The organism is Williamsia sp. Y712, assembly GCF_059445525.1.
The window spans coordinates 2,925,507-2,951,132 of record NZ_JCAIUN010000001.1; the positions used below are offsets into that span (position 1 = coordinate 2,925,507).

The window sequence follows — 25,626 nt, forward strand, 5'->3', positions numbered from 1 at the left end:
GATCACCGTGCCCCATCGAGGGGAAGTGTCACGCGGACCTGCCAGTGGTCGTCGACGGGACCGGTGAAGGCTTGGCCACCAAGTAGTTCCGCACGTTCATGGATACCACGCAATCCGCTACCGGCCCGGGTGGAAGGAGTGTCGAGGGGGAGGGCGTTGGTGATGTCGAGTTCTAGCTGAGGGTCCTCCACTCGCACCCCGACCGACACCGGCCCGGGACCGGCGTGCCGCAATACGTTGGTCAGCGATTCCTGGAGGATGCGGTAGCCCTCCCGGGACAGCGGTCCCGGCACATGGTCGAGCGAACCGGTGATTGATGCCTCGACATCGGCGCCTGCGGATCGTGCGGACTCCACCAGGCGATCCACGTCGGCGAGAGTGGGGCGCTCTGCCGGACCTCCGGAATCGCGCAGGACCAATAGGACTCGATCGAGGTCGTCGAGCGCGGCGCGTCCGGTTTCTTCGATGGCGCGTAGTGCGCGAGCTGTGAACTCCGGATCATCGGCCGTGCGGGCGGCCCCGGCCTGCAACACCGCCGCAGTGAGGGCATGACCGATCGAATCGTGCAGTTCGCGAGCCAGTCGGTTGTGTTCGAGGAGCAGATCGGTGCGTGCTTCCAGTGCTTTCATCCGCTCCGCGGGCGAGGGCCCCAGTAACCGGCGGGCCAGTCTGGTGGCCAACTCCCCGAGGCCGATGACGGTTGCCATGATGACGGCGAGGGGGATGGGGATCAGGAACGCGTACAACCAGTGTGGTTGTTCGATCCGCAGGATGGTTTCGGCGCTGGGCGGTGCTCCGGCCGCGGCGCCGATCAGGTCCGCGCATAGAAATATCATCGGTACACAGATGGCGAGCAGGACCGCGCTGAGGACCAGGCGCGCCTCGAGCCAGAGCACAGTGCGCCAGCGGTCCGACCACCGTGCCGACGGCGCGGCGCTGATCGACGGCTCACTACCGTCGGCACCCTCGCCGGGGGTGAGGAACAGACGCGCCTGGACGCCCTCGGCCAACCGCATCCCCGGAATCAAACCGACCGGCACGACAAACAGCGCGAGCATGTAGGGCCGGTCGAAGTCGATGAAAAGCCAGACCGCAGCAAACGCCAGTGGCACGCACAGATGAAGGCCGCGGGTGTAGGTGGCTGGGCGGATCACCAACCGGCCGATCGTGCGGAGCATGACCTCATGGTGCCAGTACCCGCAGTCGAATCGTCTCCCCGAAACGGGGGAGACTAGTCCCGCCCGTGGGGGGAGACCACGGTGCCACCTCCGACGAGGCTGAAAGTCATGACCACCATCGAAGTTCACGAGCTCACGAAGGTATACGGATCGACCCCGGTGGTCGACCGTGTGACATTCACGGTGCGCCCCGGCGTGGTGACCGGTTTCCTCGGTCCCAACGGTGCGGGCAAATCCACCACCATGCGAATGATTCTCGGCCTCAACAGGCCCACATCCGGCACCGCGACGATCGGAGGCGCGCCTTTCGCCGAGGCATCCGGGCCGTTGGCGCTCGTGGGAGCGCTTCTCGACGACACCTCTGCCCACCCGAAACGGACCGCGCGCAATCATCTTCTCGCGCTTGCTGCGAGCAACCAGCTGCCGGCTGCCCGCGTTGGCGTCGTGCTCGAGGAGGTCGGTCTGGCTGCGGACGCGGGCCGACGCGTCTCGGGCTTTTCGCTCGGTATGCGTCAGCGTCTCGGGATCGCCGCGGCACTGCTCGGTGACCCGCGGGTGCTGATCTTGGACGAACCGTCGAATGGTCTGGATCCGGAGGGGATCATCTGGATTCGGGAGGCGTTGCAGCGGCTGGCTCGCGAGGGTCGCACGATCCTCGTTTCCAGCCATCTGATGAGCGAGACCGCCGCGTTCGCCGATCATCTGCTCGTACTCGGCAAGGGCCGGCTCCTGGCCGATACCGGTATCGACGATTTCGTTCGTTCTCATGCCGAACCCCATGTGCGACTGCGTACCCCGATCGGTGAACGTCCGCACGAGGTGCTCGCCCGTTCCGGCTTCACCGCCGTCGCAGGCGAGAGCGGTCGCTGGATGGTTGGCGGTGCCCGGATCGAGGACGTCGGACCGCTACTGGCGGAGGCGGGCATACCTGTTCTCGAACTGGCCGAAGAACCCGCATCGCTCGAACAGGCCTATCTGGCTCTGACAGCGAAAGCGGCCACTCACATATCCGGCACGACCACCCAGGAGGTATAGCCATGACGTATGCGCCCGTTCTTCATTCGGAATGGATCAAGACCCGGACATTGCCGTCGCTCGGCGGGGCACTCGCACTGCTCTTTGTCGTCACCGTCGGATTCTCTCTGCTCGGTAGCGCGACCTTTGGCAAAGAGGAAGCTGCTGAACCAGATTTCGACCCACTGATCACCTCGTTCTTCGGCATCAATTTCGGTCAGGCCGTCGCGATCACCTTCGGTGCCCTCGTGGCGGCTGCGCAATACAAGAACAACGGGACAAGGATCTGGTTCGTCGCCGTGCCCCGCCGCGGTGTGATGTACCTGGCCAGTGTGGGCGTCGTTGCGGGACTGGCCTTCTTGATCGGCCTCGCGACGGCCGTGGCCTGCTTCTTCGGTGGACAAGGGCTGCTCGGGGAAGACCGAATGGAATGGACCGACCCGGCCGGGTTTCGCGCGATGATCGGGTGCGCCATCTACCTCACCCTGATGGCGTTGTTCGCCTTCGGGGTGGCAAACCTATTACGCAGTACCGCAGCCACATTGGGAATCCTCATTCCAGTTGTGCTGCTGCTGTCCTTCGTGCTCGGCAATGTCACCAGCAGTGCGGGCGTCGCCGACTACCTGCCAGACCGGGCCGGTCGTCAGGTTCTCGTCGAGAATCCGATCGGCTCCCCGGGGCCCTGGGTGGGTCTGCTGGTGACCGCAGCCTGGGCGGCTGCGGCTCTCGGATTGGGTTGGTGGGCCCTGCGTCGCCGCGATGCCTGACTCGCATTTGCTGAACGGCGAGAACGAGGTCACGTACTCGAACCCGAGTACGTGACCTCGTTTCGTGGGTGTCTTCGGCATCCCGACCGCTTACGTACCCAGAACCTCCGTCAATCGCTCGATCAGTTGGGCCGGTGCGTCTTCGGGCAGTAGGTGCCCGGCATCATCGACCCACGTGAGTCCCTGGTTGGGGATTCGTTCTTCGATCCAATGCCCGTAAGGCGGGGGCAGGATCTGGTCTTCGCGACCCCACAGCAGGGTTACGGGGATATCGATGGTGCCGAGTAGGTGCTCGTAATCGGCGGTGTCGCTTTGGCTGAGCTGCCGGTATTGGCGATAGTAAGCGGCTTGCCCGTCGGGACCGAGCCATGGCTCCAGATACGTTTCGAGGACCCCCGGGCGATAACCCTGATGCGTGCCGTTGCGCAGGTGTGCGGCCACCAGGGCTTCGTGGGCATAGGCGGGAAGTTGTTCGAAAACGTCGTGGTGTTCGCGGATCAGCGCGAAAAGACCCCGCTCCCAATCTCCTCCGGTAACGGCATCGAAGAGTGTCAGATCTGAGTAGGTGGCCTGTTCGAGCAGCAGAGCCCGTAGCGCGATCGCACCGCCGATGTCGCAGGCAACGACGCTGGGGCGCTGCAGGTTCCACTGTCGCAACAATTCTGCGAAGTTGCGGCCTTGTGCCGCAAGGGTGAGGTCCTGGCCGTGGTGTTTATCGGATCGTCCGTACCCGAGATGGTCGAAGACGTAGACGCGTCGTCCGCGGCGGGCGAGTGCGAGCGCAACGTCGCGCCACAGAAACGATGAGTACGGCGTGCCATGCACAAGCACGATCGGCGGACCGTCACCGAAGGATTCCCAGCGCACGACTCCGTCTGCGAGTTCAGTGGTTTTGGTCAAATTCCACGTCATATGGCGCCTCCTGTTTGGTGTCTGGGGTTCATCGCTCCCTGATTCCGTTGGAGGTGTTCAGCGTACGTCGACGACCCATTGGTCTCGACGACTCTCCATTCACCATGGTTACCGACGGAGGCAACCGCTGTCGATCCAGCCGCGCCGGACCGGCGTCAATGCTCGGGCACTCCCGGTCACTGCGCCCGGTGGCGGTGCGTCCACCAGCGATGTTGTGGACGGCCCGGTGCCGTGGCACCGTTGAGAACTGATCAGGAACGAGGTAGGGCCATGGAGCAGAACCCGCCGCCGTCATTGTTCGAGGTGGACGATACGTCCCGACCACTTGCCGACCGCCTCAGGCCGACCTTACTCGAAGACGTTGTCGGCCAAGATCATCTTCTTGCGGCGGACGCGCCGATCGGGCGGATGGTCGCCCAGCAGCGGCTGGTGTCGATCATCCTGTGGGGTCCGCCCGGATGCGGGAAGACAACAATCGCTCGTCTGTTGGCACAACAGACAGATCTGGTGTTCGAGCCGTTGTCGGCGACCTTCTCCGGTGTTGCAGATCTGCGCAAAGTATTCCTGGCTGCACAAAAGCGGAGAGAAGTCGGCCAGGGAACTCTGCTGTTCGTTGACGAGATACACCGATTCAACCGGGCCCAGCAGGACAGCTTTCTGCCGTACGTCGAAGACGGCACCATTATTCTCGTGGGTGCGACGACCGAGAACCCCAGTTTTGAATTGAACGGCGCACTCCTGTCCCGGTGCCAGGTCTTTGTCCTCAAGCGTCTCGACGAGCCCGCCCTCGAGGCGCTTGTCACGCGTGCCGAACAGCTCAGTGGCAGAGCTCTACCCCTCGACGCAGAAGCCCGTACCGCATTGTTGGCGTTGGCCGACGGTGATGGCCGGTATCTGCTCAACATGTGCGAACAGCTCCTCGCTCTCCCGGACACCGAACAACACCTGGACACGGCCGCGCTGGCCGCAGTGGTTCAAAAACGGGCTCCCCTGTACGACAAGTCCCAGGAGGGCCACTACAACCTGATTTCCGCTCTGCACAAGTCGATGCGAGGTTCGGACCCGGACGCCGCGCTGTACTGGCTCGCGCGGATGCTCGACGGTGGTGAAGACCCGCTGTACATCGCCCGTCGCCTTGTCCGGTTTGCGAACGAAGACATCGCCATTGCTGATCCGCAAGCGATTCACCAAGCACTGGCTGCGTGGGATGTCTACGAGCGGTTGGGTTCTCCCGAAGGCGAACTCGCGATCGCGCAGGCCGTCGTCTACCTGGCGACCGCCCCGAAGTCGATCGCCGTCTACCGAGGTCTCGGTTCAGCCACCAAGGCGGCGAAGCAGACGGGCTCCCTCGCCCCACCTCTCAATATCCTCAACGCGCCGACCAAGCTGATGAAGAATCTCGGCTACGGCAAGGAATACGAGTACGACCCCGACACCGACGACGGATTCTCCGGCGCGAACTACTTCCCAACCAACATGGACCGTCGCACCTTCTATGAACCCACAGATCGCGGCTACGAGAGGCACATCCGGCAACGTCTTGACCACTGGGCTCAGCTGCGCGAGCGCCGACAGTCGTCCGACGAGTCCGGCAACGACACGTAGACCTCTTGCTGAGAACCTCCCGTGGTCGGCCCCGACAGCTGCCGCCGAGGACACACTTCCCTCCGTCACCTCTGGCGGGAATGATGGCGGGCGCGCTGTCGCTCAGGTGATACTCAAGTGCCACAGAAGGTTTGAAATGAGTCGCTGAACAACTCGGGAGCGGGTGTGGCGTAGTCGGACCACTCGTCGCGGTGGTCGTATGGATGGGTGACGACGTCCAGCAACTTCTCGAACGGAGCGAGGTCGCCGTCGGTGGCGGCGCGCAAGGCAGCGTCGAGGTGATGATTACGGGGGATGTACAGCGGGTTGATGCGGTCCATCGCGTCCGCGGTCTCGGTTGCCCCGCGATGGTGTCCCGTCAAGGCGGCGCGCCAGCGTTCCAGCCAGGGCCCGACCTGCTCGCGGGGTACGAGATTGTCGAGAGGCGAAGGGTTTCCGCGCAGCTCGTCGCTGAGAGCGCGGAAGGTGCCCGTCCAGTCGGCGCCATGTTCGTTCATCAGCGTCAGCAGATCGTCGATCAAGGCTCGATCGGCAGGTACGCCGGCCAAGCCGAACTTTGCTGCCATACCCGCCGCGTAGTGGCTTTCGTAACGCTCGTCGAAGGTGTTGAGGACCGCCGAAACCGCGGTGATCGCCTCATCCGGCGTGGAATCGACGAGTGTCAGCAGAGTTTCCGCGAACCGCGCCAGATTCCACTTGAGGACAGCCGGCTGGTTGCCGAAGGCGTAGCGCCCGCCGTGGTCGATCGAACTGAATACCGCCGCCGGGTTGAATGCGTCGAGGAAGGCGCACGGACCGTAGTCGATGGTCTCTCCGGAAATGGTGGTGTTGTCGGTGTTCATCACCCCGTGCACGAAACCGATGAGCATCCATTGCGCCACCAGCGACGCCTGCGCCTCGACAACCGCGGCGAAGAACTCCAGATAACGATTGCTCGCCGGCAGGTCGGTCAGCTCCGGATAGTGGCGTGCGATTGCGTAGTCGGCGAGCGGCCGCAGGATCTCGCCGCGACGGACCGCGTATTCGAAGGTGCCCACCCGCAGATGACTGGCCGCGATGCGGGCGAGAACGGCGCCAGGTTCGGCGCCGGTTCGGCGAACGTCCCGGCCCGTGGCGACCACCGACAGCGCGCGCGTCGTGGGAATGCCGAGGGCATGCATGGATTCGCTGACCAGGTATTCGCGCAGCATCGGACCGACAACTGCGAACCCGTCGCCGCCCCGTGAGAACGGTGTGGGCCCTGAGCCCTTGAGATGCAGATCTACTCGGCGGCCATCACTGATCTCCAGTTCACCGAGCAACAACGCCCGACCATCCCCGAGCAGCGGTGTGTACCCGCCGAATTGATGGCCCGCATACGCCATCGCCACCGGCTTGGCCCCGACCGGAGCCGTCGATCCGGACAGCACGCCGACCCCATCCTCGCTGCGCAGTGTCTCTACGTCCAACCCCAGTGACACCGCGAGTTGCTCGTTCAACACGAGCAACGTGGGGTCAGGAGCTGCGGCGCCCTGCCACGGCACCGCCAGGTCGCCGAGTTCGCCGGCGAAGGTGCTCTCGAGGCCTGCCAACGCTGTGTTCGTGCCTACTGTGGAATCCGGGATTGCAGCCATCTTTCGAGGGTAACCACCGTGCGACCTGCTCAACCCTTCGCTATCAATTCAGGGTGTGCTCCGCCGGCCTCGAGAGCGTCTGTGGTCAGAAGCATGCCGCGCTCGGAAGGACGGCGACGCTGGCGGAACTGATGAAACCGACCCGCGCCCGGCCTCGTTTTCCGGCACCGAAGTCTGCGGCCTCGACGACTGCGTCCTCGAGAATCGCGAGTAATGCGGTCACGCGTTCGGCAAACGCCGCCCCGGCCGGCGTCAGCGCGACCCGTCTCGTCGATCGATCGAACAGTCGCGTGCCGATCTCCGGATCAATCACGCCTACGTTGCCTGTGCCGACCGCGCCGGCCGTGAGCGAGACCAGGACTTCACCGGCGGCTCGGCCATCATCGACACGGCTGGACGGGTGCTCGACAGACCGGACGCCGACGGGTTCGCGGCGCTCAACTGTCTCTGGCAACAGCTCGTGACAGGCAGATCTCCACCGTCAACCATGTGTTCGACGACCGACGTCTCGAGCTGTATACCGCATCGTCATCATCAACGGCTCCTTGATCGTCGTGGCGCGCGGTCTCTAATTCGGGATCAGTAGTCCTGTACACCAACAACTTTCGTGTGCGGCGAGTCTCTTGAGGGGGTTGTTGCACACGGTAGATCAGAGTGCTAAAACTGTTCTTGCACAGATTGGTCGCCCCACCAGGGTGGCGGCCCGCGAGTGACGTAGGAGGTGGCTTATCGAGATCGAACCTTCGGATATTGCCAGATCCATCGAAACCGTATCCGGCTGACGAGCGAGCACTGACCTGCGCTACGCGCAGTCGTCTAGCTCGCGCCGACGCTGCGGTGTTCCCGACCTTATGTCTGAATGATGTCGAGGAGGTGCCTATCGAGTTAGCTGATGGAGTCCGAGGTCCCCGCCCGATTTACGGGTTGGCGACCTCTGGAGACAACCACCCACACAGAGTCGCCGAAAAGGCGACCAATCCTTGACCGCAGGTGGTGCCGCCCAGTGACATTCCTGGGCGGCACCACCCTGGACAGCCACCGCCGACAACGACTGGTGTGTCGTGTTGATTGAATCCGGTTGTTGGTGCGGTGATCGAGAGCGAGAGGAGTATGACGACTTCGTTCCAAGAGCCAACCGGCACCACACATCTCAAAGTCGTTCCCAGCGTGTGGTTTACAGACCCGATGGTGCGATGGCGTCCTCTTGAGACGGCCGGCACCGAGGATGTGACCCGGTGGGCTCACGATGACGACAACCGCATCTGGATGACGACGGTCTCGACGCATTCCTCGGCCCAACCTGATGCTGATCCACTGGAACGCCGGCTGTACCCCGCGCTGCTACTCGAGAACTCGGTACGTATGGTCCGTGACGCAAGTGATAGTGATCCATTCCCATGGGATGTGGCAGACGTGGTGTCCAATCCCGGTCCGCCAGAAGACTATTTGCCGATCCTCGGCCGAGGACGCATGGTCGTCAACGGGCGAATGTATCTAGGAACCGCCGTCCAGGTCGACAGCAGCATCTTCGTCGCGAGTGTGGTCAACGGACTCTGGGTCGGGGCCTTGCAGCCTCGCGGTCGCCACCACCCGAAGATAAACCTCGAGTTTCCCGCGGCGTAGCAAACGTTCATCCGAAAGGGGAGAAATATGAGTCACGACCCCTCGACACTGCCCTGGACATCGCCCGTGCGGCACGCCGATAGTCGTCTTCGCGATGAGGAGCCCGGCCCAGGGTGGATGGGATGGTTGACCGTGGTGGCGGTCCTCGCCGGTCTGGCCTCGCTGCTGATATTCGGTACGCCGAACTGACGGCGGCTTCCCCGATCGAAGTCATGCCAACCCAGGACCCCGGTTGCAGATCGTTCCAGATGTCGGCAATTGAGTATTCGCCCCATCGAATATGTGGCTCGCAGGGGCTTGACTTCAAGTGGGGTTGAGGGCGAATCATCGAGAGATGGCCATATCCGGGAAGCTCGACACCGCTAAACCGTCCGTCGACATCGACGCCTACCTCGCTCGCATCGACGTCCACAAGCCGGTTGATCCGACACCGCAGACCTTGCACGCGCTGGTCGCAGCCCACACCCGCACCATTCCCTTCGAGAATCTAGACCCACTGCTGGGCATACCGGTGGTGGATCTGAGCGCGCGAGCGCTGACTGAGAAGCTTGTGTTCCGTCGTCGTGGTGGCTATTGCTATGAACACAACGGACTCATGCGGTACGCCCTCGAGGCGGTGGGTTTCGACGTTCGGCCGTTGGCCGGTCGTGTGGTGTGGATGCTCGGCGCCGATGCTCCCGTACCGGCCCGGACACACCACGTATTGTCGGTGACCGTTCCCGACACCGGTGTCGAATACCTCGTGGACGTGGGTTTTGGTGGCCAGACGTTGTCGTCCCCGATTCGGATGGTGGTCGACGAGGTCCAATCGACGCGGCACGAGCCTTACCGGATCTCAAGGGCCGCAGACGAATACCAGCTCGAAGCATACCTCCGTGGAAGTTGGCATCCGCTGTACACGTTCTCGCGAGAAGCGGTGCCGCAGATCGATCTCCAGGTCGGCAGCTGGTACGTGTCCACCTACCCCGACTCGATATTCGTCGTGGGAATGACCGTCGCGCGAGTGACCGATGACGCCCGGTGGAATCTCCGGGGGCGAAACCTGACCGTCCATCATCGGGATGGGACGTCCACCCGGACCAGATTCGAGTCTGCCGCCGAGGTGATCGAGGTCCTCGATCTACGCTTCGGTATCGACGTGACAGCGCTCGGTGGGTTGGACGAACGCGTAGACGCAGTCCTCGACACTTAGATCCTGATCGACCAAGCAACGTCCGGCGCGGACGTGGCGATTTGGCGACCAAAGCTTCTGTGTACGTGGAGAATTCGGTATCCATCCGCGGTGCGAGATTCTCGCCCGTCTCGCGTGAGGCGCAATGGGGGAGATCGTTGCAGACTGTCGGCGCCGCGGCCTACTTGCCCGCTGCTTTGCGCGGGGCCGCGCGGCGAGTCGTCTTTGATTGCGCTTTGGCCGGTTTTGCCGGGGGCGCGCTCTCCGAAGTGTTTGGGCCGCTGTCATGCCAGCTGATTTCGATTTCGATCTCGGTTTCGTCCCCGTCAACTTCGACTTCGAGCTCGAACTGGACTTGGTCCGCGACTTCGACAGTGATGGAGTCGCCGCCGGTGCCGAGTTCGACCTCGACTCCCTCGGCCAATGCTCGACCGAGCGCGATCAGCTTTTCTGACGCCTGCTTGCGAGAAAGCGTAGATGTCCGTTTGATCTCCAGCTTTGGCATACGGGGCTCCTGATTTCCGTCGGGTGTACTCACCGTATTCCGTCTTGGCGGTGTGATCCTTGGATCGCTGTTTTACCCATTTTCAGCCATCGATCGACAAGCCCACTAGCCGATTGTGTGGACTGTGGTTCATTGCCGCGACTTCTCGAGAACGCGCGCGCCATTCGACTCGAGCCGCGCGCTGAATGGTTGCCGAAATCTATGGTCCGTACATCAACGAAGAGCTCGTCGGGAAGGCCATCAAGGGCCTCGATGCGAACGACTTTCGTTCCACCAATCCGCGCTTCACCGGAGAGAACTTTCAGCGGAATCTGTGACCGGCCGACGAGGTCACGGCGATCGCAAACGACGTGGGTGTCACCCCTGCGCAGATTGCTTTGGCATGGCTTTGGCCCAGCGCGACGATATCGTTCCGATTCCGGGGGCTTCTCACCCATCTCGGGTGAGGCGCAGACGTGGGATGTCCTTGCAGACTTGAGCGGCGGCAGCAGTAGTTGAGTTGGATCTCCACTCCGGTGAGATATCGGCGGCTCGTGTCCTGAGCGGCGTCCGCGCAGTGATCGGCCACGACGAGGAGTCGACGATGGTGGACAAGTTGAGCGCGGGCCGCGGGAGTCTTCCGATTCCAGATCGCGAGTATCTGGGACTGGTGACGTACGACGCGAAGGATCCCGACACCAGCTTTCCGCCGATCGAACCATTGTTGCCGCCCGAGGGTGCACCGAATGTGCTCGTCATCCTGCTCGACGATGTGGGCTACGGGGCCAGCAGCGCATTCGGCGGGCCATCGAACACACCGACGGCGGAGCGTCTTCAGGCCGGTGGGCTGACCTACAACCGATTTCATACGGCGGCGCTGTGTGCGCCGACTCGGGCTGCGCTACTCAGCGGCCGCAACCATCACTCGGTCGGGATGGGCATGATCACCGAGACCGCCACGTCGGCGCCGGGTTCGTCGGGAGTGCGGTCGAACACCAAGGCAGCACTGCCGATGACGTTAAAACTCAACGGATATTCGACGGCACAGTTCGGGAAGTGCCATGAAGTGCCGCCATGGCAAACCTCGCCGGTGGGCCCGTTCGATGCATGGCCGACCGGAGGCGGGGGCTTTGAGCACTTCTACGGCTTCATCGGCGGTGAGAACAATCAGTACTACCCGGCACTGTATGACGGGATCACACCCGTTGAGGCCGACAAGACCCCGGAAGAGGGCTATCACCTCACCGAAGATCTAGCCGACCGCGCAATCGACTGGATGCGGACCCAAAAGGCGCTTGCTCCCGAGAAACCGTTCTTTCTCTACTTCGCACCGGGCGCCACCCATGCACCCCACCACGTGCCCCCGGAGTGGGCCGACAAATATGCCGGCAAGTTCGCCGACGGCTGGGATGCGCAGCGGGAGGCAATCATCGCGAGGCAGAAGGACCTCGGCGTGGTCCCCGCCGAGGCCGTGCTCACGTCGCGTCCGGACGCGATCCCGTCGTGGGATGAGATGAGTGATGAGCTCAAACCCGTCTTGGAGCGGCAGATGGAGATCTATGCCGGGTTCCTCGAGCACACCGACTTTCACGTCGGCCGGGTCGTTGACGCCGTAGAAGAGGTCGGCGCGCTGGATAACACGCTGATCTACTACATCATCGGCGACAACGGTGCCTCGGCCGAGGGCACAGTCAACGGTGCGTTCAACGAGATGGCGAATTTCAACGGGCTTGCCGCGATCGAAACACCAGAGTTCATGGCGGAGATGAAGGACAAACTGGGCGGCGTCGATTCCTACAACCACTACTCGGTGGGCTGGGCGTGGGCGATGTGTGCGCCGCTGCAATGGACCAAACAGGTTGCCTCGCACTGGGGTGGCACCCGCAACGGAACCATCGTGCATTGGCCGGCCGGGATATCGAGCAAGGGCGAGGTTCGGTCGCAGTTCACCCATGTGATCGACGTGGCACCAACAATTCTCGAGGCTGCAGGTCTGCCTGAACCGACGTTTGTCAACGGCGTGCAGCAGGCGCCGATCGAAGGCACCAGCATGGCGTACACGTTCGATGCGGCCGAGGAGCCCGAGCGTCACGATCTGCAGTACTTCGAGATGGCCGGTAACCGGGGGATCTATTTCAAGGGTTGGAGCGCAGTGACCCGCCACAGCACTCCCTGGCTTCCAGCCGAAGAACTTGTTGCTCTCGACGACGACGTATGGGAGCTCTACGACGGTGCCAAGGACTGGACCCAGGCGCACGACCTCGCACAAGAGCAGCCGGAGCGGCTGGCCGCGCTGCAGCGGCTATGGCTGATCGAGGCGGTGAAGTACAACGTCCTGCCCATCGATGACCGCCGATTCGAACGTTTGAACGCGACAATCGCCGGCCGGCCGCAACTGATCAAAGGCACGACCCAGGTGTTGTTCCCCGGGATGAAACGCCTCAGCGAACACAGTGTGATCGACATCAAGAACCGGTCGTTCAGCGTCACCGCGGCGATTGACAGTGCGACTTCCGGTACCACCAGCGGCGTGATCATCGCCCAGGGTGGCCGATTCGGTGGCTGGGCGCTGTATATGAAGGATGGGGCCGCCGCATTTGTCTACAACCTGTTGGGAATGGCCGAGTTCACGGTCGTGGCCGATAAAGTACTTCCCGCCGGGAGTCACCAGATTCGCGTCGAATTCGCCTATGACGGCGGGGGACTCGCCAAGGGCGGAGGGGTGACGCTGTTCTATGACGGTGCCGTCGTCGGGGAAGGTCGGGTGGAACAGACTCAACCGCTGATATTTTCTGCGGACGAGACCACCGACATCGGTGATGACTACGGTCTGCCCGTCAGCGCTGCCTACGCCGGCGCAAGCAAATTCAACGGCCGCATCGATGTGGTCCAGATCGATGTCGGCGACGACGATCATTCCCACCTCATCGACCCGGAAGACATCTCGAGGGTGGCTATCTCACGGCAATGAACCTCATCGCGTTCAACGATCGTCGCTCCAGGTGATGCCCGGACGACGGTAGGAAAGCCGCTATTTGCCTGTCGCCGGCGGACGCCACGACACCGCAGGATGCGCCTGCCCCACGCGGATGTCGACCGAATCCTGGTAGAACGCAACGTATCCGCGGAGTTGCATTACCTCTTCGAACGGGGTCTCGTAGCTCCAGCAGATCGTGGAATCGCCATCATCGTCGAAACGCCAGTGTGTGGCTTCACCTTTGAACGGACAGCGACTCTTTGTATCGGGGTCGAGGGTCAGCTCGACGTGAATGTCGGTGCGGGGGAAATAGAAGACCAAACCATGGTCTTGCTCGTCGACGAGAAGCGAGCGGGACGTCTGCGCCAGCGGTCGACCGCCGACAGACGCCGTCACGACATTTCGGCGGGCGAGGATGTCCACGCGATAGTCGGGTCTGTCTTTGAAGGCGCTGATGTGCTGTGTTGTCATATGGGCTCCTGGGGAAGGAATGGCAATGCCGATCACAAGCCGGATCTGCGAGTGCGTCTGCGGTTCACAGTCGTTTCGCCGATGGAATGCCGGCGTCCGCAGATCTGATCGGCCGGATGATGGCTTCCTGGGTGAAGGAGGCCAGCAACTCGCCGGCTTCGGTATGCACCTGCCCGCGCACGTAGGTCATCCCGGCACCGACCTGCGTGCTCTCATGTGAGTAGAGAATCCACCCGTCCCACGCCACCGGTTCGTGGAAGCCGATGGTCACAGTCATCACTCCCGTGGATACGGTCTGATGCGCCTGGCTCGTGCCGATCCCGGCGTGCGCCCGCATGGTCGTGGAAACCGACAGATGGCCGGTGAAGTGCGCCAGCAATGCCTTCGCCAGGTCGTCGCGGTCGGGGATTGGGTCGTACTTGAGCCACGCGTATAACTCGGGTGGACCCACCTCGTCGGGGCTGTTGACGTCCACGACGTCGACGAGGCGGACTTCGCGTCCGGTCATGGGCATGTCACGCCAGTTGGACTCGGCGGGTGACGCCACATCCGGGCGGGGAGCCGAGTGTCGGATGATGTCTTCTGTCGGTACATCGGCGAGCACCGACACCATCGCGCATCGCCGGCCGCCCTGGCACACCGCCACATTGGCGCTCGCCATCGATCGGCCTTCGTGGATCACGTCCACCTCGAACTCGACTGGAACTGTGGCATCGACAGGTCGGGTGAAGACCGCACGAGCCGACCTGATGGACTTGCCGGGAAAACGCTTGGCGGTCGCCACGATCGCCTGGGCGAGCAATTGCGTGCCGTCGGCCACCTGTCGCGCCCCGCCGTCGCTGGTGCCGGTGAACCGGTCGGGCCCCGCCTCCTCGACATCGAAGATGTCGAGCATCCGCTCGACGGACGACTCGGTCAAGTCGGTCGTGGATTCCGTAGGTGCCACTGTATCGGTCCTTAACTCGCGGTCTAGATCGAGAGGAAGCTGCAGTCGAGAAGCAACGTACCAGGCCACTCTTGTTGTGTGGGTATAACTTCTGCCCTCGTCCAAGACTTGGTTTCGTGGGTGACTGGTGTCGGCGGAGTTGTCGGTTTCAGCCGACCGACGAGATGCTGTCCAGCCGATCTAGTTCGGCTGCGGTCAAAGTGAGATCGACCGAGGCGAGTAGGGCATCGAGTTGTTCCGGGATACGGGCGCTGGCGATGGGTGCGACGATCGTCGGTTGTTGCCTCGTCCACGCGAGGGCAACGGTCGCGATCGCGACGTCATGGGCCTGTGCGATGGTGTCGAGTTCGGCGACCACCGCGAGCCCGTCGGCGCTGAAGAACCGGCCTGCCAATGGTCCGCGTGCCGCCCCCTCGAGGTCTGCTTCGGTTCGGTACTTGCCGGTGAGGAATCCACTGGCCAATGCCCAGTACGGAAACACGGCGAGGTCGAACTTTTCGGCGAGTGGCCGCATCTCTGCCTCAAAGCCCTTACGTGCTACCAAACTATAGTTGGGCTGCAGGGCAATGGGTTTGGCAAATCCGTTGTCTTCGCACACCGACAGCCACTCGGCCACCCGGTCTGCGGAGTAGTTCGAGATCCCGACATGTCGGACCTTCCCCGACTGGACCAGAGCATCAAAGGCGGCGATCGTTTCGACCAGCGGTGTTTTCGGGTCGTCGTAGTGCGCGTAGTAGAGGTCGATGTAGTCGCTATTCAGACGTATCAGCGAGGCCTCCGCGGCCCGGGCCACGTTGTCTGGAGCCAGACCAAAGGTCTCCGCCCGCAGGCCGACCTTGGTCGCGAGGACGACGTCGTCGCGCCGTTCACGTTTCTGGAACCACTGTCCGAGAATCGTTTCCGAGTCACCATCGGTCTTGCCGGGCTGGGTGTAGCTGTCCGAGGTGTCGATGAAGTTGCCACCTGCCGCCACGTAGCTGTCGAGCACGGCGAAGGAGGTGACAGGGTCGCTGGTCCAGCCGAAGGTGTTGCCGCCCAGGACCAGTGGGTAGACATCGAGGTCCGAGGTGCCGATACGCGTCATGTGTGTGTTCTCCGTCAATTGATGTGATCGATCTGCGCGAGCATGTTGCGGGTTGCTTCCAAGGCCTTACCGAGCTGTGCAGAGAGTGGCACACCGGCCTGCATCGCCGAGCGAATGGGCAACTCGAGGCTGATGACGAGGTCGCGGGGCAGGACGGCGAGGATGTCGAGGAGCGGTAACTCGCCGGTTCCCGGACACATCCGCTCGAACATGGACTCCTCCATGTAATCGTCGATGACCGGGACCCGTGGTGCGTCACTGATTTGGACGTAGCCGATGAGGTCTGGATCAACTGTGGTGAGGTCATCTGCGCCGGACCCGGACCTGACGAGGTGCATGGTGTCAACAAGGATCCGGAAGTCTTTTCTGCCAACAGCTTTGACTGCGTACAAGGCTGTGTTCAGATCGCCAATGGTTGTCCCTGGACTGAACTCGACCGTCGTTTCGATCCCGCTCTCGGCTGCCATCTCCGCGAGGATGCCGAATTGATCGATACTGCGGCTCAGATCGGGGTCGAGCGAGACGGTGTTGACCCGGGCGACCCCGAGTTCGGCCATGAACGCCAAGTCAGTGGCTTTGTCTCGGATGTCCATGCCGCCACGAATCGACATCCCCTCGCCGAGGGATATGGTCACCCCCCTGTCCCGCATGGCTGCGCGCATCTCCCGCCGCAGAGCAGGATCGTCGCGCAGCGAAAATGGTGGATAGAAGGGTGCGTCGTACGGGAACGACGTCAAAGCCGACGAGATGTGGCGGCAGCCGAGGTCTGCCGCCAGCTCGATGTGTTCGACGGGCGGCAACCCGAAGACGCTGAGCATCTCGATTCCTAGTCGCTCCATTGCCTTCTCGCTTTCGATGGGCCCCGACGAACTCCCCGTGGCCGTGCAGCTGTTCCGGCTTGGCGAGCGTCAAGAATCATGTTCTGAAATTGCAGAATATCATTGTCCACTGTGGAACTGTTGCTCTTGCGTCGCTCATTCCGTGCCGGCGCGAGCCAAGGATTGGAGCCACATGGTGTTGGACCGGATCGAGATGGGACTCGTCAGCGCTAATGACGCCCTGGTGAACTTCTATGCAACCGTTTTCGAGATGGACAGGCTCGAAGTCACCGAAGCAGGTTCGGGAACAGTGCACCGGCTCGGGGCGGGCGGCATGGTCCTCAAGGTGATGGTGCCCGCGCAACCGCCGACGACGGTCGAACCGTCGGGTTCGTTCCTCGCTGCACCCGGTTTGCGATATCTCTCGTTCTACGTCGCGGGCGGACTCGACGAACTCGTTGAACGAGGCATCGCCGCCGGCGGTCGGCTACAGATGGGACCAATCGAGATCGGTCCCGCGCAACGACTTGCGTTCCTCTCCGATCCCGACGGAAACACCTTGGAGTTGGTGGAGGGACTCGGCTGACCCGGTGTAGGACCCACGCTTACGGGTGGTTTGTCCGGGCCCACCCGATCAGTGCACTCAGCGCTGGTCCGCCGCCATAGTTGTTGTCGTTTTCGGATGTCCCCGTCGCGGCGGATTTGACCATGGTGTCTCCGATCGTGCTGCCGACGCCGACCACCCGGGGCCATGATTGCCAGTATGCCTCGCCGTCCCAATCATCGTCGTACGAGCGATAACCCGCGTATCCGGTGACATCACCGATTCGTTCGCTGAACACCAGTACCGCGGCCCGATCACTGTCCCGGATCCCCACCCGCCGGCTGTGGCAACCTTTCCCGTGATTCGCCAGGGAAATGTCTGGTCGTGGAACAGGTAGCGATCATCGGCGTCGAAGATCGACCCACCCTGCCTGCGCAACTTTTCACCAGTCGGCACATCGCGCCACACATGCGGTGCCCTTGTCGGTCTGAAGACGGTCTCCACCCCGCCGGGGCGAAAACCGGGCAGTTCGGACGCGAAGTCCGCATTGTCAAGATGTGTTCGGGACAGGGGGATGGCCTCGGGACGGAATTGATCGCGCACGTCGGGCCAGCCGCGGGTGCCTACTCGGCCGACCACCCTCACGCTGCGCTCCGAGCGCTGAATCGTGAGATCGCCGGTCGCGTCGGGATCGATGTCGATAAGGGGGACTTCGATGCTGGCATCACTTGGTGGATCAGCATCGATCGACGTGGCGTGCTCCAGATCCTCTTGGGTCAGTGGACGAGTCATTGCGATCTCCGTTCGTGCATCAGAAGGTGTCGATAAGACCGTAGGTTCGGGTGTGACGCGGTGTCGCGAGTACTGCACTACTCGAATCGGTCGCGTTCATCCGTTGTCCCAATAGGCGGTGGCAAGCTGCGGAAGTCGGCGATGAACTGAAGTGTGGGTATTCCACCACACGAGGGAATGTGGCTGTGTCCCTTTTCGATTGCTGCGCTTACGACACCACTACTCGTCGTCGCGCGTTTCACGGCCAAGGATTCGCGTAGCGCGCTACTCGTTGTTGCGGTCTGTGGTCCGAACAGAATTGATGCCATGCGCGCCGTTCATCAGTGGCGCGGAAATCCCAGAAGAGAGGAACGATCATGGCAAAGAAATACAAGGTGGCCGCCGGTGACACATTGTCGGGATTGGCAAACCGTTTCTATCGCGATGCCAGCCTTTTCGAGGTGATTGTGATCGCGAACGGCCTACCCGACCCGGATTTCATCAGGACCGGTCAAATTCTGTTGATCCCGGGACTCACCAAGAAGTACAAAGTGGTCCCTGGGGACACACTGTCGGAATTGGCGGACAGATTCTACGGGGATACCTCGATGTACGCACTCATCGCGGCGGCGAATCACATTCCAGATCCGGACGTCATCAAGGTCGGCCAGTTACTCCGAATTCCTGACCTCTGATCCGGCTGCACTCCATTTCGCCTTTGCGAGAGCCCGTCCCGAGCACCCTGGGATGAGCTCTACCCCTTGAGGACTCGACGGGCGAAACCGGATAGATGTATTTGGAGGGTCGTGATGCGCTGCTGCTTCACGATCTCTGGATCGTCACCGCTGAACATCTTCGGTTGACGTGCCCGGGCGTTCGCGGAGCATTGAAAGTGCGTGCAGACCAAAGTTCCGACGGTGTTGCCGTTGCGTCCGGACGTCCCGGCAAGCTTCGCACTGTAGAACGCCACCTCGTTGGGTAACTGGACGTCCTGACAGAACGAGCACAGCGGACGTCGGTGCGGCTGTCGACCACCGAGTTTGAGCATGATGCCAACCATCTCATCGTCAACCGGAATGACCATATAGCCGGCCTGGATCAATTTCGGATCCCGCCAGCCGAGAAAATCCAGTTCGTTCCAGTCGATCTCATCGAAGTTCGATGGAAGTGTCAGAGCTTTGCGTTCGCGCACGGATGCGTTCACGAGAGAGTTGCGGACCTGTTGGTCGGTCAAGGGTTGCATGAGTGTCCTGATCATTGTGTATTCGCCGATGGGTGTGGCAAAGCCGACGCGGGCCATGGGAAAGGCACACGCGCTGCGGGGCGACGAAGTCAGTTGTTGCCGACGATCACGCCGGCAACCTCCTGACGCCCATCGGGCAACGACATCGGCAGGTACACGACGAGCAGGATGCCACAGGACCGACCCGAGGACAAGCGGATTCATGGACGCGATCCTCGAACAGTTCGTATTCGGGTCGATGACCGTTACGCAGATGGACAGTATGCGTCGCACGGCGCCATTTCACCGCGATGCTTTCGACCAATTCCTCCGCCGGGCAACTCGATGTGCGGTCGGTGAGGGCACCTGGGACACATTTGTCCTGGGAAGCCAGCGGTATCTGAAGGTCATGCACCGGCGCCTATTCGAGGTGCCGCCGCTGATCCCGCCTGACGTGGCCGAAGCGGTCGCCGAGATCCTGTCGCGGTTCCGAAGGAAGGAGCGCGACGAGCCAATTCTGGAGGGGCACCAGGAAACCACCGAGTATCAGAAGTTGCTCGGTGAGGAACTGATGCTGACACTGGGTGGTGACCACGGCGACGCTGTGAATGCCGCGGGCACAAGGGCATTCAGCAAGATGATGTCGGCGCGAATCGGTGATGGTTTCGTTCACCCCGTCGTCGGGGCCACCTGTGGAGCGATCTTCCCGCGGCGCCGCTACCGGGCTCTGATGGCGGCAGGCATATGACCGTTCTGTCTCACGTTGCTGCATTCGTCGCGCAGTGGAGATCCACTCCGGCTGATCGGCCGCGCTGCGAGCGATTGATTCTCGACCGCGCCCACGCCCGGGGTTGGCGCGTCGTCAACATTCCAGGCCGCGGCGATCACACAGCCGGGTGGTACGCGGATTCAGCGAGAAACGATCATTGAGTCAGGCTATGAGATGCTTCGCGATCCTGTTGTGCCTGCGACCTGCCACTGCGCGTTGATCTTTTTCACTACGTAGGTGAGGCCGTGGCCGCAGACGTTTCCGCAATAGAATCCGGCGCCAACGTGCACGACGTCGTCTCCTTGATGCTTGATCGGACCGAGTCCGATGATGACGCCGTCGTTGTCCACCCCGGTGACGCCCTGGGGGTCGGGATCAATCTTCAGTTTGGGGATGGGAATGAACTCTACGGGCGGCAGGCTTTGGATTGGCTCATGATTTCGCTTTTCAGGCTGTCGCTGAACGGCCCACCCTCAGCGTTGAGCGACAGCTCAGGGCTGCGCGGTGCCATCCCGTCGACGATGTACACATACTTGAATGGAGATACTCCGTTCGACAACGCGAAGGTGTTGTCGATGGTCACGAGCTGGTGTATGACGGCTGTGTAGATCAACGACTCCGCGGCACTATGGCATTCGCCGATCTTCCGGGCCAAGAACCGCTCCATCAGCTTGCTGTGGACTGCAGTCGTGTTCGCGACCGCGGTTGCTCATACCGTCGCTGGGATGTTGGCAGAAGCCACCATCATCGCCGGGAACCATCCCGGGGGTCTTCTCCTGAACTGGCTCATTCCGGCCGCGTTGATCATCTTCGCCGTGAAGCGCACCCGCGCTATTGCCGAGGCGTCGTCGTCGGCCTCGACCCGGGTTGCAGTCTGAACCTGGCGATTTCTCGCACGAGTGAACCGGATGGCCGATGTGGTCGGGCCATCTGCACCAATGACAGAGCCGCTGACGGTGAGGTCAGCGGCTCTGTGCACGAGGACGATGCCCGTCAATGCGCCTCTCGGCGAAAGGCCGCTCGTGGCGGCAGAGTGTAGGACCCGGGGCAATGAACCGGGCACCGTCGATTTCTACAACCGCCATTGATGGGCATGTATTCCAAAGTGCCGGGTGTGTTCGTCGTCTCGCGCGGCCGGTTGGTCGCAGGGGCGTACGCGGCTGGTTTGCGATGCTTCGACGGTGGGTATCGCTCGCTGATGAAGCAGTCGATGACACCGCGGGCATGCGGCGTGATCGACACTGGGGTTTTGATCAGCCCTGCGACTCGGACATTCACTTTTGGCCTCTTTCGGCGCGATAGCGCGATAACGGTGGCCGCCTTCCCCCTGACCAGGTCGAACACGGGTCGACCGGTCGGAATTCGATGAGTGAGCTCACCGGCCATCCCGCCGCGGCGCCTGCCGCGGATGCTGAGATCACGGTGTCGGCTCTGGCCGGGTTCCTGGGGGCCAGGCTTGTCGGCGATCCGGGTGCGGGTCGCGCGGTGGTGCGGGACGTCGGTGACGACTCGCGCACGTTATGTGCAGGTGATGCCTACGTCGCTTTCCGCGGTGGGCGCTGGCATGGGCTGGATTTCGAACTGGAAGCCCTGGCCGCCGGTGCGGTGGTCGTGGTCAGTGACCGGCCCTCTGCGGTGCTACCGAGTGTGCTCGTGGACGATCCGCGAGCAGTCATCGGCCCGCTGTGTGCATGGTTTCATCGCACGCGGACCGCTGAACTACAGGTCTTCGGCGTCACTGGCACCAACGGAAAGACCAGCACCGCACACTTTCTCGATGCCGGACTCGATGCCGCCGGGGAAGCGGTGGGGCTGATCTCCGGCGCCAGAATCAGGGGACCGGGCTGTGATCTGGTGCCCGAGCGCACCACACCCGAGGCGACGACGCTGCATCGAACACTGGCGCACTTTCGCCGCGAGGGGGTGACCGCGTGCGCGATGGAAATCTCCTCGCACGCCATCGATCAACGGCGAGTCGATGGCATCCGGTATCGGGCGATGGCTTTCACCAACCTCGGTCGTGACCATCTCGACTACCACGGCACGATGGAAAATTACTACCGCACCAAAGCGGCCATGTTCACTCCCGAGCGCACCGACATAGCGGTGGTGAACATCGACGATTCCTACGGTGCTCGTCTGGCTGCCACCACAACAACCCCAGAGGTCTGGACGTGTTCGACCGGCGACCGGACCGCTGATGTCTACGCCGACGGGATGTCGTCGACCGCGACGGGTTCCCATTTCGTAGCGCACACACCGAACGGGCAGGTGCCGGTGCGGCTGCAGGTATTGGGCCCGCATCAGGTCAGCAATGCGCTGGTCGCACTGACCGCCCTTGTCGCCGACGGGGTGGACGCTGTTGCTGCGGTCGAGGGCATATCGTCTCTGCACGCCATACCCGGCCGGTGTGAACCGGTCCATGCCGGGCAATCGTTCACCGCCATCGTTGATTACATGCACAACACCGCCGGACAGCAAGCGTTGCTGCCGTATCTGAGGTCACTGGCGAGGGGCCGCCTGATTGTGGTGGCCGGCGCCACCGGGGGCCGCGATCGCAGCAAGCGGCATCCGCTGGGTCGGTACGCCGCAATCCACGCGGATCTGCTCATCATCACCGACGAAAGCCCGGAAGATGAAGACCCCGCAGTCATCCGGTCAGAGGTCCTCTCTGGTGCCCGGCAGGCGCACCACGCTCGCGTGGTCGAAGAACCCGATAGGCGGACGGCCCTTGACCTGGCGGTGGCGGCCGCGGGTCCGGGCGATGTGCTGGTGGTGGCGGGCCGTGGCAGCGACACCGTTCAGAGGTTCGGAGCGAATACCGCCTATTTCGACGATCATGCGCAGCTCCACCACGCAATCACCAGTGCCTGCACGTGATGTATCGGTGCGGGACGAACTGAGGCATGTCGCGGCAAGTTCCAGCCTTGGCGAAACATTCTGTGCCACAAGGTCTTGCTGATTTTGTGCCAAACCATAGACGTTCTTCTTGAGACGGCTGTTTCGCGCCTCTGTTTGGAGGAGAATGCCGATGGGAACTCGGATAGCTGTACTGCGACCGTGATCATCCGATAGCCAAGCTCGAGCATGGGACCAGCCATGATCGTTGAAGTCATGTCGATGTTCGATGTTGCGTCGGGCGACAAACCGCCCGGGCTGCTGCCCGCGCGTCAACAGATGGCGGTCTCGCTGGGTTGGCACATCATTCTGGCCTGCTTCGGTGTTGCGTTTCCGTCCATGATCTACGTGGTGCACAGGCGCGGATTGGTGCGTGATGATTCGGTTGCGTTGGGCCTGGCCAAACGGTGGGCGAAGGTTTCAGCGGTCCTGTTCGCCATCGGTGCCGTTTCCGGCACGGTTCTCAGTTTCGAGATGGGGTTGCTGTGGCCCGGACTCATGGGCCGTTTCGGCGACGTCCTGGGCCTGCCCTTTGCCTTCGAGGGGCTCTCGTTCTTCGTCGAGGCGATCTTCCTGGGCATCTACCTCTACGGCTGGGGCCGGATGCCACCGCGTCGGCACCTGGCGATGCTCATCCCGATGGCGATAGCGGGTGTGGTCGGGACGTTCTGTGTCGTCTCGGTCAACGCATGGATGAACAATCCCACCGGTTTCCGGATCGTCGATGGAGTGGTCACCGACGTCAATCCCTGGCGCGCGATGTTCAATGATGGTGTCTGGCTGCAGTTCTTACACATGTGGGTGGGCGCTTTCATGCTCGTCGGCCTGGTGGTGGCCGGTGTGTACGCGGCGGGGATGTTGCGCGGGCGTACCGACCGGCACCATCGCCTGGGTTTCACGATTCCGTTCACGTTCGCGTCGGTAGCCGCGATCGCACAACCGTTCATCGGCCATTTTCTGGGTATGCGCGTCAACGACAGCCAGCCGGCCAAGCTCGCTGCGTTCGAGCTGTCGCCCACGGCTGAAGGTCCGGCGCCGTTGCGATTGGGCGGGCTATGGATCGACGGAGAAGTGCGCTGGGCATTGGCAATCCCGCGCCTCGGCTCGATCATTGCGCGCAACTCACTGGACGCGCCCGTCCCCGGACTCGATGAGGTGCCGCCCGGAGATCTGCCGCCTGTCAATATCACGCACCTGGCCTTCCAGGCGATGGTTGGCATCGGAACGCTCTTGGCGGTCACCGTGGTGCTCTACTGGCTGTTCCGCTGGCGCAAGACCGACCTCCTCGACAACCGCTGGTTCCTGCGCTTCGCGGTGGTCGCCGGTCCGTTGTCCATCATCGCGCTCGAGTGCGGCTGGATCGCCACAGAGGTGGGACGGCAACCGTGGACGGTGTGGCAGATTCTCCGGACCACCGACGCCGCGAGTAGGAGTAGCGGGCTCTGGTGGAGTTACGGCGGAGTTCTGGTTATCTACCTCGGCATGACGATCGGTGCATTCGTCGTCCTGCGATCGATGGCCAGACGGTGGCGAGCGGGAGAACATGATCTACCCAGCCCCTACGGACCTGACAGTTTTGCCGACAGTGAGAGCGACAACGCGTCCGCTGAGTCCAAGGGCACCTTGCCATGACACTTGCCGCGGTCGTCGCTGTTGCCCTTTTTGTCGGAGTGATCGCCTATGCACTTTTCGGCGGCGCCGATTTCGGTTCCGGCTTCTACGATCTCACTGCCGGTGGCAGTCGAGGCGGTAGTCAACTGCGGACGCTGATCGACCACAGTATCGGCCCGGTCTGGGAGGCGAACCACGTCTGGCTGATCTATGTCCTGGTGATCTGGTGGACCGGATTTCCGGCCGCATTCGCGGACACGATGACAACACTGTTCATCCCGTTCGCTCTGGCTCTGGTCGGAATCGTGTTGCGTGGCGCAACGTTTGCTTTCCGGAAATATGCGGAAACCCTCGCGCAGGCGCGCTTGTTCGGGGCCATCTTTGCGGGCTCGTCTTTGATCACCCCGTTCTTCCTCGGCGCCGTCGCCGGCAGTGTCGCTTCGGGCCGTGTGCCTGCCGGGGGCTACGGGGACCGAATCAGTTCTTGGGTCAATCCCACCTCGCTGATCGGTGGCGTACTGGCCGTCACGACGTGTGTATTCCTTGCCGGCGTATTTCTCACCGCGGACGCCGCTCGTGCCGGAATCCACGAGCTCACCGAGAAGCTACGGTTTCGGACTCTTGTGGTCGGTGTCGTCACGGGTGTGGTCGTCTTCGCAGGGCTCTATCCCATTCTGGAAGACGCGCCGACTCTCAGTGATGGACTCCTCGGTGCCGCAGCTCCCTTGTTGGTGTTGGCGGCGGTTGCCGGGCTGGCCGCTGTGTATTTGCTCTATCAGCGGCGATATTCGCTGGCGCGGTTGCCTGCTGCGGTGGCCGTTGGGTCGGTGGTTGCCGGCTGGGGTGTCGGGCAGTATCCGTGGATGCTCGTCGACCAGATGACCATCAACGAAGCTGCCGGTGCCGATGCGACCTTGGTCGGACTGCTCATCGTTGTGGGTGTGGCAGCCGTCGTCGTTCTACCTGCCCTTGCTTACCTGTTGCGGCTGACACAAACGCAACGCTGGACAGAGCCCGAAGGTGGACACTCGCGGACGACATGAGCGACTCCAGCATCCTCTCGCGTCATCGGGGGGTTTCCTCTGCGCCGAGTTGGGTATGAGTCAGGTACCGCAATTTTTGCGGTACCGGCTGTTTCGGCGCGGTGA

At 62.4% G+C, this 25,626-nt stretch carries 27 protein-coding genes; 15 read left to right on the forward strand and 12 right to left on the reverse strand.

The genetic code is table 11. The features are described from left to right. Positions 1 to 2: 2 nt before the first annotated feature. Positions 3 to 1,178 carry a sensor histidine kinase gene (locus AC1D75_RS13395; RefSeq protein ID WP_495515677.1) on the reverse strand — a complete coding sequence of 392 codons (1,176 nt, stop codon included), beginning with the start codon at positions 1,176 to 1,178 and terminating at the stop codon, positions 3 to 5. Between the two features lie 108 nt (positions 1,179 to 1,286). Here AC1D75_RS13395 and AC1D75_RS13400 point away from each other — a divergent pair, with 108 nt between their 5' ends. After that, positions 1,287 to 2,213 (forward strand): ABC transporter ATP-binding protein, encoded by a 927-nt coding sequence (locus AC1D75_RS13400; RefSeq protein ID WP_495515678.1) that lies wholly within the window; start codon positions 1,287 to 1,289, stop codon positions 2,211 to 2,213. A 2-nt stretch (positions 2,214 to 2,215) separates the two neighbouring features. Next, a complete protein-coding gene (locus tag AC1D75_RS13405) occupies positions 2,216 to 2,959 on the forward strand; it encodes a hypothetical protein (RefSeq protein WP_495515679.1) in 744 nt (247 codons plus the stop codon). Positions 2,960 to 3,049: 90 nt separating this feature from the next. On the opposite strand, the gene AC1D75_RS13410 is transcribed toward AC1D75_RS13405, so the two are convergent. After that, positions 3,050 to 3,871: an alpha/beta fold hydrolase gene (locus AC1D75_RS13410; RefSeq protein WP_495515680.1), complete on the reverse strand. Its 822-nt coding sequence runs from the start codon at positions 3,869 to 3,871 to the stop codon at positions 3,050 to 3,052. A 270-nt stretch (positions 3,872 to 4,141) separates the two neighbouring features. Here AC1D75_RS13410 and AC1D75_RS13415 point away from each other — a divergent pair, with 270 nt between their 5' ends. Next, positions 4,142 to 5,476 carry a replication-associated recombination protein A gene (locus AC1D75_RS13415; RefSeq protein WP_495515681.1) on the forward strand — a complete coding sequence of 445 codons (1,335 nt, stop codon included), beginning with the start codon at positions 4,142 to 4,144 and terminating at the stop codon, positions 5,474 to 5,476. 113 nt (positions 5,477 to 5,589) lie between these two features. Here the strand turns inward: AC1D75_RS13415 and AC1D75_RS13420 are convergent, their stop codons facing one another. Together AC1D75_RS13420 and AC1D75_RS13425 are read right to left on the reverse strand one after the other, a co-directional pair. Next, on the reverse strand, positions 5,590 to 7,089 hold the full coding sequence (locus AC1D75_RS13420; protein WP_495515682.1) for a protein adenylyltransferase SelO: 1,500 nt from the start codon (positions 7,087 to 7,089) through the stop codon (positions 5,590 to 5,592). 85 nt (positions 7,090 to 7,174) lie between these two features. Beyond that, positions 7,175 to 7,543, reverse strand: coding sequence for a hypothetical protein (locus AC1D75_RS13425; protein ID WP_495515683.1), 369 nt, complete (start codon positions 7,541 to 7,543; stop codon positions 7,175 to 7,177). A 773-nt stretch (positions 7,544 to 8,316) separates the two neighbouring features. Between AC1D75_RS13425 and AC1D75_RS13430 the strand changes: the two genes are divergently transcribed. From AC1D75_RS13430 to AC1D75_RS13440, 3 genes are all read left to right on the forward strand, one after another. After that, the gene (locus tag AC1D75_RS13430; RefSeq protein ID WP_495515684.1) at positions 8,317 to 8,712 is read left to right on the forward strand and encodes a hypothetical protein; all 396 of its coding nucleotides are present in this window, start codon (positions 8,317 to 8,319) and stop codon (positions 8,710 to 8,712) included. A gap of 27 nt (positions 8,713 to 8,739) precedes the next feature. Then, complete coding sequence (locus AC1D75_RS13435; protein ID WP_495515685.1) at positions 8,740 to 8,901, forward strand: hypothetical protein; 162 nt, start codon at positions 8,740 to 8,742, stop codon at positions 8,899 to 8,901. A gap of 145 nt (positions 8,902 to 9,046) precedes the next feature. Next, entirely contained in the window at positions 9,047 to 9,904 is an 858-nt protein-coding gene (locus AC1D75_RS13440) for an arylamine N-acetyltransferase family protein (RefSeq protein WP_495515686.1), read from the forward strand. A gap of 160 nt (positions 9,905 to 10,064) precedes the next feature. Here AC1D75_RS13440 and AC1D75_RS13445 read toward each other — a convergent pair whose 3' ends face one another. Further along, on the reverse strand, positions 10,065 to 10,388 hold the full coding sequence (locus tag AC1D75_RS13445) for an amphi-Trp domain-containing protein (protein ID WP_495515687.1): 324 nt from the start codon (positions 10,386 to 10,388) through the stop codon (positions 10,065 to 10,067). A 185-nt stretch (positions 10,389 to 10,573) separates the two neighbouring features. On the opposite strand from AC1D75_RS13445, the gene AC1D75_RS13450 reads away from it, so the two are divergent. Then, a complete protein-coding gene (locus tag AC1D75_RS13450) occupies positions 10,574 to 10,705 on the forward strand; it encodes a hypothetical protein (protein WP_495515688.1) in 132 nt (43 codons plus the stop codon). Between the two features lie 278 nt (positions 10,706 to 10,983). Then, on the forward strand, positions 10,984 to 13,338 hold the full coding sequence (locus tag AC1D75_RS13455; protein WP_495516075.1) for an arylsulfatase: 2,355 nt from the start codon (positions 10,984 to 10,986) through the stop codon (positions 13,336 to 13,338). A 60-nt stretch (positions 13,339 to 13,398) separates the two neighbouring features. On the opposite strand, the gene AC1D75_RS13460 is transcribed toward AC1D75_RS13455, so the two are convergent. The 4 genes from AC1D75_RS13460 to AC1D75_RS13475 form a co-directional block, all read right to left on the reverse strand. After that, positions 13,399 to 13,815 (reverse strand): DUF427 domain-containing protein, encoded by a 417-nt coding sequence (locus tag AC1D75_RS13460; RefSeq protein WP_495515689.1) that lies wholly within the window; start codon positions 13,813 to 13,815, stop codon positions 13,399 to 13,401. 64 nt (positions 13,816 to 13,879) lie between these two features. Then, entirely contained in the window at positions 13,880 to 14,710 is an 831-nt protein-coding gene (locus tag AC1D75_RS13465) for an acyl-CoA thioesterase (RefSeq protein ID WP_495516076.1), read from the reverse strand. Positions 14,711 to 14,909: 199 nt separating this feature from the next. Then, positions 14,910 to 15,845: an aldo/keto reductase gene (locus tag AC1D75_RS13470; RefSeq protein ID WP_495515690.1), complete on the reverse strand. Its 936-nt coding sequence runs from the start codon at positions 15,843 to 15,845 to the stop codon at positions 14,910 to 14,912. A gap of 14 nt (positions 15,846 to 15,859) precedes the next feature. Next, positions 15,860 to 16,684, reverse strand: a complete 825-nt coding sequence (locus AC1D75_RS13475) for a sugar phosphate isomerase/epimerase family protein (protein WP_495515691.1) — start codon at positions 16,682 to 16,684, stop codon at positions 15,860 to 15,862. Between the two features lie 172 nt (positions 16,685 to 16,856). Here AC1D75_RS13475 and AC1D75_RS13480 point away from each other — a divergent pair, with 172 nt between their 5' ends. Continuing rightward, positions 16,857 to 17,249 carry a VOC family protein gene (locus AC1D75_RS13480; protein WP_495515692.1) on the forward strand — a complete coding sequence of 131 codons (393 nt, stop codon included), beginning with the start codon at positions 16,857 to 16,859 and terminating at the stop codon, positions 17,247 to 17,249. A 19-nt stretch (positions 17,250 to 17,268) separates the two neighbouring features. On the opposite strand, the gene AC1D75_RS13485 is transcribed toward AC1D75_RS13480, so the two are convergent. Then, positions 17,269 to 17,541, reverse strand: a complete 273-nt coding sequence (locus tag AC1D75_RS13485) for a hypothetical protein (protein WP_495515693.1) — start codon at positions 17,539 to 17,541, stop codon at positions 17,269 to 17,271. Positions 17,542 to 18,355: 814 nt separating this feature from the next. On the opposite strand from AC1D75_RS13485, the gene AC1D75_RS13490 reads away from it, so the two are divergent. Then, complete coding sequence (locus AC1D75_RS13490) at positions 18,356 to 18,673, forward strand: LysM peptidoglycan-binding domain-containing protein (RefSeq protein WP_495515694.1); 318 nt, start codon at positions 18,356 to 18,358, stop codon at positions 18,671 to 18,673. Between the two features lie 59 nt (positions 18,674 to 18,732). Here the strand turns inward: AC1D75_RS13490 and AC1D75_RS13495 are convergent, their stop codons facing one another. Next, positions 18,733 to 19,221 carry an FBP domain-containing protein gene (locus AC1D75_RS13495; protein ID WP_495515695.1) on the reverse strand — a complete coding sequence of 163 codons (489 nt, stop codon included), beginning with the start codon at positions 19,219 to 19,221 and terminating at the stop codon, positions 18,733 to 18,735. Between the two features lie 202 nt (positions 19,222 to 19,423). On the opposite strand from AC1D75_RS13495, the gene AC1D75_RS13500 reads away from it, so the two are divergent. Continuing rightward, on the forward strand, positions 19,424 to 19,948 hold the full coding sequence (locus AC1D75_RS13500; protein ID WP_495515696.1) for a hypothetical protein: 525 nt from the start codon (positions 19,424 to 19,426) through the stop codon (positions 19,946 to 19,948). 427 nt (positions 19,949 to 20,375) lie between these two features. On the opposite strand, the gene AC1D75_RS13505 is transcribed toward AC1D75_RS13500, so the two are convergent. Beyond that, positions 20,376 to 20,552, reverse strand: a complete 177-nt coding sequence (locus AC1D75_RS13505; RefSeq protein ID WP_495515697.1) for a hypothetical protein — start codon at positions 20,550 to 20,552, stop codon at positions 20,376 to 20,378. 142 nt (positions 20,553 to 20,694) lie between these two features. On the opposite strand from AC1D75_RS13505, the gene AC1D75_RS13510 reads away from it, so the two are divergent. The 4 genes from AC1D75_RS13510 to AC1D75_RS13525 all read left to right on the forward strand — a co-directional run bounded on the left by AC1D75_RS13510 (position 20,695) and on the right by AC1D75_RS13525 (position 25,521). After that, complete coding sequence (locus AC1D75_RS13510; RefSeq protein WP_495515698.1) at positions 20,695 to 20,847, forward strand: hypothetical protein; 153 nt, start codon at positions 20,695 to 20,697, stop codon at positions 20,845 to 20,847. Between the two features lie 487 nt (positions 20,848 to 21,334). Further along, the gene (locus AC1D75_RS13515) at positions 21,335 to 22,849 is read left to right on the forward strand and encodes a UDP-N-acetylmuramoyl-L-alanyl-D-glutamate--2,6-diaminopimelate ligase (RefSeq protein WP_495515699.1); all 1,515 of its coding nucleotides are present in this window, start codon (positions 21,335 to 21,337) and stop codon (positions 22,847 to 22,849) included. Positions 22,850 to 23,068: 219 nt separating this feature from the next. After that, positions 23,069 to 24,499, forward strand: a complete 1,431-nt coding sequence (locus tag AC1D75_RS13520) for a cytochrome ubiquinol oxidase subunit I (protein ID WP_495515700.1) — start codon at positions 23,069 to 23,071, stop codon at positions 24,497 to 24,499. Next, positions 24,496 to 25,521 carry a cytochrome d ubiquinol oxidase subunit II gene (locus AC1D75_RS13525; RefSeq protein ID WP_495515701.1) on the forward strand — a complete coding sequence of 342 codons (1,026 nt, stop codon included), beginning with the start codon at positions 24,496 to 24,498 and terminating at the stop codon, positions 25,519 to 25,521. The genes AC1D75_RS13520 and AC1D75_RS13525 overlap by 4 nt, the downstream gene beginning before the upstream one ends. The last annotated feature ends 105 nt before the right edge of the window (positions 25,522 to 25,626 follow it).